Origin of the sequence: Ochrobactrum sp. XJ1 (assembly GCF_024701725.1) — a bacterium.
GTDB lineage: Bacteria > Pseudomonadota > Alphaproteobacteria > Rhizobiales > Rhizobiaceae > Brucella > Brucella anthropi.
The window spans coordinates 1-5,774 of sequence record NZ_VDGD01000043.1; the positions used below are offsets into that span (position 1 = coordinate 1).

Sequence of the window (5,774 nt, forward strand, 5' to 3'; positions counted from 1 at the left end):
GTGTCCGCCCCCATCGGGCAAAAGCCTGCGGCGACTGACGGTCCACTGTGTCAAAGGGTATGAGCATTCTCCATCCGGCGGCATGCGCCGTCTCCGTCACCGCCCGCGCGAAACCGCAGTAGGCAGGAAAGCTACTGTCGCCGAACCCGAGGACAACCAGCGGAATTGCCGAATCCGCTGCCTGAAGCGAGAGCCTTTCAACGAACCCCTTGGCCGAAGCGGGCGCATCGCCTTCGCCATAGGTAGCGGCCAAAATGATAATGCGCCGGACCTGCCGATAACGGCCTGGATCAAAGGCCGACATCGGCGCAGCGTGAACCGTCTGGCCAGAATTGGACAGCGCCGCATGCAATGTTGCTGCAAAACCCCATGTGCTACCGCCTTCACTGCCGACGAGAATGATTGTCTCCGCTCGACCTGCAGCACAGTTTTCGTGAATGCGCGGCCTTCCGCGACGCCCGTCGGACCAGAGAAAAACGCCCGTACCCGCCATGACCGGAACGCCAAGAGCCATCAGGCCAAGGAGCAGCCCCAGAACGGAAGCCCCCCGTCCTGTATGCAGCATATAGATTGTTTCCGACAGGCGTCGCCACCCAGTCAGATCGCTCCAGCCGAGAAGCGCGCCCGTGCCTTGATCGATATAACCGGTTCCCCGGTCGGTCTTGAGGGTGAGAATGTCCGTGGGGTCAGACGGATCGGCGAATGACAGGCTGCGCAATTGCGCAACCTGAATCTGCCGCAACGGTTCGATCGTAGCCGGTAGCGCTCCGGTCCGGCCGCTTGCCTCGGTCTGCATGACCGGCGACACCGCGCCGTCCGGCAAGAGATCGAAGGTGGAAGCCGTCATCCACAGGGCCGTTGCAGACGAAAGGAAAAGTCCCGCTACGGCCAGCCGAGCGATTTCGACATGCAGACGCCCGGAAAGCGGGCCACGCAGGCGCGAAAACCAGCGCGGCCAGCCTCCGACCCGTCGTACGACAAGCGCCACCCCGGTCAGGTTCAGCACCAGCATGGCGGCAGCACCAGCAGCCATGACAATGCGGCCGCTATCATCGAGAAAGAGCGAACGATGCAGACTTGTCAGCCAGCGTTCGACCGGATTGGGATCGGCGGACGCGACACCCTGACCAGTAGAGGGGTCAATGACCGTCGCCCGGGGCGCACCGTTATCAAACCAATAGGCCGTCATCCGGCCGGACGGCGTCCGCCGGATTTGCTCTACTTGCGGATAGACCGCTTGAACACGCGCCGCCAGATCGGCGGTCGAAAGTGTCAACTCCCCCTGTGGAGACGAGACACTTTCGACAGCGGGAAAGATCGACAGGGCTGCACCGCTGATACTGAGCACAATCAGGAGCAACGCGGGAAGAAGTCCCGCCCAACGATGGATAACTCGGAACATGGCGGTCACCGATTAAAGAGAATAATCGGCTGTTGCGATGTAACGCCGTCCTTTGACTGGAGCTTTCGCACCGCCGGATGAGAGTGGTATAACCACCTCATTGGGACTGTCGCGCATGTCTTCCACAGCAGCGTCGACGTGCAATGTGTAGCCCGCATCAAAAAACGCGTCGGCCAAATCAACTGTGATTTCAAGCGTACGACCCGCACCGACACTCGCGCCGGTGATACCGTTGATCTCGCTCGTATTACCACCCGTTGCACGATACCATCCGGACAGGTGTTCGTAATATTTGGATTTGCCGCCAGCCATCCAAAGGCTACCGGCATATTTACCCTCAGCATCCATGATGTAATAAGCGAGATACGCGCCGTCACCGCCATAACTGTTCAGCGTCGTTGTCAGTGTTACGGGCCGGGCCATTGCGATATCCGGAAGCGTAAGCGCAGTGGTCATTGCCAATGCGGCAAGAAGTGCTTTCATGCCAGTCTGCCTCTTTCAAAGAAACGGCACGCGGACCTCGATCGATCCGCGCTTATGCCCGCTACTCTCGCAAGAAGAGCTGAACACCACCTGACACCGATGCGGTTTCTGCTTCAGCGCTTTGTAAGAAATGAACCGCTCCAAACCGCGATAAACGAAAACGGCGGACCTGCCAGCAGGTCCGCCGCGTCAAGCATTTACAGTAAATCCGCCAGCTATCGGTGCAGCGACATACGCTTAAGTGTACCGTCGCGAAGAATGAACTGGTGCCATATCGCTATCAGCGCATGAAGGCCGGCCAGATAAAGAATAATGGTGCCGGCATTCTCATGAAATTCGGCGATCAATCCGGGGGAGCCTTGCACTGGGGCCGTAATGGCTGGCACGGAAAGGCCGAAGAAGGATATCGCTACTCCCATCCGCGAGGCGGCATACCAGCCGCTGAACGGCAAGGCGATCAGCAGCAAATAGAGGATTGCATGGCCCGCCTTTGCCGCAAGGGCAAGTGTGCCTTGCGCCGGGGATTCTGACGGCGCGGCACCGGAAAGCCGCAAAAAGAGACGAGGTAACACAAGCACGAGTACGGCAAGCCCTAGAGAAAAATGCAAGAAAGGAGGATTCTCCGCCATACTGCGTCCACCCACCGACGTGAACCATGCTCCGAGGATCAACGCGGCGGTGAGCCAGTGAATCACGACCATGCTCTTTGAATAACGATCAGGACTGCGAGGCATAACAAGTCTTTCCTTGGATGAAGGCGCTCTCAATGGTAAGCGCCATGGCTTATTTCACGACGACATTTGGCAGTGAGTTTATCTCGAGCAAGGGGCTGGAGGGCGTGTCCGGCACAGCGCCTGACCGCTGTTCTTCGTCATGTCTTGATTTGCGGTGGCGGTCATCGTCGTGATCGTATTCGCGATCCTTATGTTTCATTTTGACTATAGCAAGCGTAGCCGGATCAACTTTAGCCCTGAAAGCAATTCCGGTTTTGTCGGAGCCACGGACCTCATAACAGCCGTCATCGATTTTGATCCGCGCCACGGCCCAGCCGCGAGAGGTAGCCATGGCCTGAACCGCGTCCCTGGATTGCCACTTGTCCATCGATACATGGCAGTCATCATCGGCTCGCGCCACGCCGCTTCCTGCTGCGATCATTAAGAAGGAGATTGCCGCAAGGTAATTTACCATCATATCATTGTTCCTGATCAATGCTCTTTGAAGAGAACAATGCCAGCCATTTCTGACGAACAGCTGAAGCTGGCAAGGATATGACGTCAGAGGAATGACAGCTTACGGCTTCAGTTAGAATATGTTCGCATCTGACCAGACGACACGGGTTCCCGTTTTCTATCGAATAAAAGGGGCTATTGGATGCGCGTCCTGTTGATCGAAGACGATATAATCCTGGGCAAGGCCGTTCGCGACCATATCGCTGTCAACCATTCCGTGGATTGGGTGACCCGCCTCGACGACGCAACCGAGCATGTCAGCTCGGCAGTCTACGACCTAATCCTGTTGGACCTGATGCTTCCCGACGGGCTGGGTATCAATTTTTTGCGCAATCTTCGCGCCAAAGGTAGCGTCACGCCAGTCATTATTCTCACGGCGCTGGATCAGATTTCCGACCGGATCGAAGGTCTCGACGCCGGGGCCGACGATTACCTGATCAAACCGTTCGATCTGGCAGAGCTTTCGTCGCGACTGAACGCTGTTGCACGACGCTATAGCGGCAATCCCAACCCTTTGGTCGAAATGCGCGACCTCCAGATCGATCTGGCCGCCAAGACAGTGAGGCAAGGGGGACGCACCATTGAACTGACCAGCCGCGAATGGGCGCTGCTGGAAACCTTCTTGCAGCGACCCGGCATTGCATTGACCAAGTCGCAACTCGAAGACCGGCTCTATGCCTTCGGGTCGGAAGTTGAGAGCAATACGATTGAGGTCCATGTCAGCCGCCTCCGTAAAAAGCTTGGGCACGGGATCATCGACACGGTTCGCGGCATCGGCTATCGGCTTGGAAACGCGAAATGATACAACCGAAGAGCCTGCAATGGAGACTTTCGCTCTGGCTCGGACTCGGTGCGACCCTGCTGTGGGTCATTACCACCATTGTGACAGCACACCTTCTGCGCCACGAGCTGAATAAGGCCTTTGACAGCGCCCTCGAAGAAACGGCGCAACGTATTCTGCCGGTCGCGGCGCTCGAGATTCTGGGGCGCGATGCCGACGACACCGAACAGCGGGTGGCGACCCTGCGCCAACACGACGAATATTTCACCTATGTGGTCCGTGACGCAGCCGGAACCGTACAGATGCGTTCACATAATGCGGATGTGACCATTTTTCCGCCCTATTCAATAATGGGTTTCAGCAGCACGCCAACTCACAGGCTCTACTCCGACGCCGCAATGCAGGGTAGCCTCACAATTACTGTCGCTGAACCCCTCTCCCACCGGCGCGAAACGGCGATGCACATATTATACACGCTTGCCGTACCTCTCACCCTAGCCGTCCTCCTTGGCTTGATCGGTGTCTGGCTCATCGTACGTCTTTCCATGGCTCCGGTGCGCAGTTTTCGCGATCAGATCGAGGCGCGTGGCGGCGGAGATCTGGATCCGGTTGCCGTAAATGGGCTTCCCTCCGAAATTGACACTGTTGCCAAAGCGGTAAATCGGCTGTTGGACCGGCTGAAACTGACCCTAGAAGCCGAACGTAGTCTTGCGGCCAAGTCGGCTCACGAATTGCGCACGCCTGTGGCAGCGGCGCTCGCTCAGTCGCAAAGACTAATCGTCGAGGCGCCCGATGCTACCACGCGCGAACGTGCGCAGGACATGGAAACGGCGCTACGCCGCCTCTCCCGCTTGACAGAAAAGCTGATGCAGTTGGCAAGAGCCGAGGGCGGACGGCTCCTTGCCGAAAAGCCAGTAAATATTGCTGCAATCCTTCGATTAGTTGTAGGCGAGTTCAACGGATCTACCGATGCTGTCGGTCGCATCGAAATGACTCTCCCTGATTACCCGGTGCTTAAGAGCATAGATGCGGATGCCTTTGCCATACTGGCGCGAAACCTGATCGAAAACGCACTCAAACACGGCGCACAGAATATGCCGATCAGCGTATTCCTAACCGCCGAAGGTGTTTTACGTGTTATCAATGCCGGCCCCACCGTGCCTCCCGAAACACTGGCTCGGTTGAGCGAGCCGTTCGAGCGCGGCCAGGCTCTGGTGCGTGGTGCGGGGCTTGGTCTTGCCATTGCCAGAACAATTGCAGGTGGAGCAGGCGGTCGGTTAGAACTATTCTCCCCTGCATTTGGCAAGGAAGACGGCTTTGAAGCAAAATTCATATTTTCCAAATGAACTCCTAGGCCGTGCTTCCCGACATCAGCAGAAATATATCTTTCCCTCAAGCGTGAGGCAGCATTTGAAGCTCGATTGTCCACGTAGAAGTGACTGATATTGAAACTATATTTCGCCCAACCTCTGGGTTAAGCCAACCCGCAGCCACCCGTGGGTTGGACGGGACAAAAGAATAAACCGAACCAAGATTGACGACCGTCAGTTTGTCGGACGACGACATCTTCTCCTTCATTTCATAGGCCATGACGCCACCAAGGCCGGCACCGAGCACAACGATGTGGGACAAGGGCATTTCCTCCTTGCGCGAGACGGCCCAGTTCCGCATTTTTCCATATGTAAGGCTATCGGGACTTGATTTGGCTCAAATGCAGGAAAGAACAGATAGCCCAGTGCAACTCTGAACGCCAATACAGGCCGACCGATCTCCGACAAGAATAGGCTTACCGACAGAATGGATTGTGTTTCGGCGTGGAATATTGACCCCACTAGCGGGCGAATACTTATTCAATTTTGACCCCCGCTAGATTTCATCC

Annotated in this window: 7 protein-coding genes; 2 read left to right on the forward strand and 5 right to left on the reverse strand. The window is 56.7% G+C overall.

Annotated elements, in window-relative coordinates; translation table 11 throughout:
* From FG152_RS26895 to FG152_RS26910, 4 genes are all read right to left on the reverse strand, one after another.
* On the reverse strand, positions 1-1,402 hold a 1,402-nt coding region (locus FG152_RS26895; RefSeq protein WP_498989413.1), incomplete at its 3' end, for a PepSY-associated TM helix domain-containing protein.
* Between the two features lie 12 nt (positions 1,403-1,414).
* Positions 1,415-1,885 carry a DUF2271 domain-containing protein gene (locus FG152_RS26900; protein WP_036586923.1) on the reverse strand — a complete coding sequence of 157 codons (471 nt, stop codon included), beginning with the start codon at positions 1,883-1,885 and terminating at the stop codon, positions 1,415-1,417.
* A gap of 215 nt (positions 1,886-2,100) precedes the next feature.
* The gene (locus tag FG152_RS26905; RefSeq protein ID WP_036586922.1) at positions 2,101-2,619 is read right to left on the reverse strand and encodes a cytochrome b; all 519 of its coding nucleotides are present in this window, start codon (positions 2,617-2,619) and stop codon (positions 2,101-2,103) included.
* A gap of 49 nt (positions 2,620-2,668) precedes the next feature.
* Positions 2,669-3,076, reverse strand: coding sequence for a PepSY domain-containing protein (locus tag FG152_RS26910; protein WP_235994273.1), 408 nt, complete (start codon positions 3,074-3,076; stop codon positions 2,669-2,671).
* 180 nt (positions 3,077-3,256) lie between these two features.
* Here FG152_RS26910 and FG152_RS26915 point away from each other — a divergent pair, with 180 nt between their 5' ends.
* A complete protein-coding gene (locus FG152_RS26915; RefSeq protein ID WP_105529393.1) occupies positions 3,257-3,916 on the forward strand; it encodes a response regulator transcription factor in 660 nt (219 codons plus the stop codon).
* Complete coding sequence (locus FG152_RS26920; protein WP_036586919.1) at positions 3,913-5,241, forward strand: sensor histidine kinase; 1,329 nt, start codon at positions 3,913-3,915, stop codon at positions 5,239-5,241. Before FG152_RS26915 ends, FG152_RS26920 begins: the two co-directional genes overlap by 4 nt.
* 46 nt (positions 5,242-5,287) lie before the next feature.
* Here FG152_RS26920 and FG152_RS26925 read toward each other — a convergent pair whose 3' ends face one another.
* Positions 5,288-5,527 (reverse strand): hypothetical protein, encoded by a 240-nt coding sequence (locus FG152_RS26925; RefSeq protein WP_143851086.1) that lies wholly within the window; start codon positions 5,525-5,527, stop codon positions 5,288-5,290.
* Between the last annotated feature and the right edge of the window lie 247 nt (positions 5,528-5,774).

Bases quoted from the DNA above. Each gene is read 5' to 3' on its own strand.
- FG152_RS26900 (WP_036586923.1), bottom strand. From the start codon at position 1,885: ATGAAAGCACTTCTTGCCGCATTGGCAATGACCACTGCGCTTACGCTT.
- FG152_RS26905 (WP_036586922.1), bottom strand. From the start codon at position 2,619: ATGCCTCGCAGTCCTGATCGTTATTCAAAGAGCATGGTCGTGATTCAC.
- FG152_RS26910 (WP_235994273.1), bottom strand. From the start codon at position 3,076: ATGATGGTAAATTACCTTGCGGCAATCTCCTTCTTAATGATCGCAGCA.
- FG152_RS26915 (WP_105529393.1), top strand. From the start codon at position 3,257: ATGCGCGTCCTGTTGATCGAAGACGATATAATCCTGGGCAAGGCCGTT.
- FG152_RS26920 (WP_036586919.1), top strand. From the start codon at position 3,913: ATGATACAACCGAAGAGCCTGCAATGGAGACTTTCGCTCTGGCTCGGA.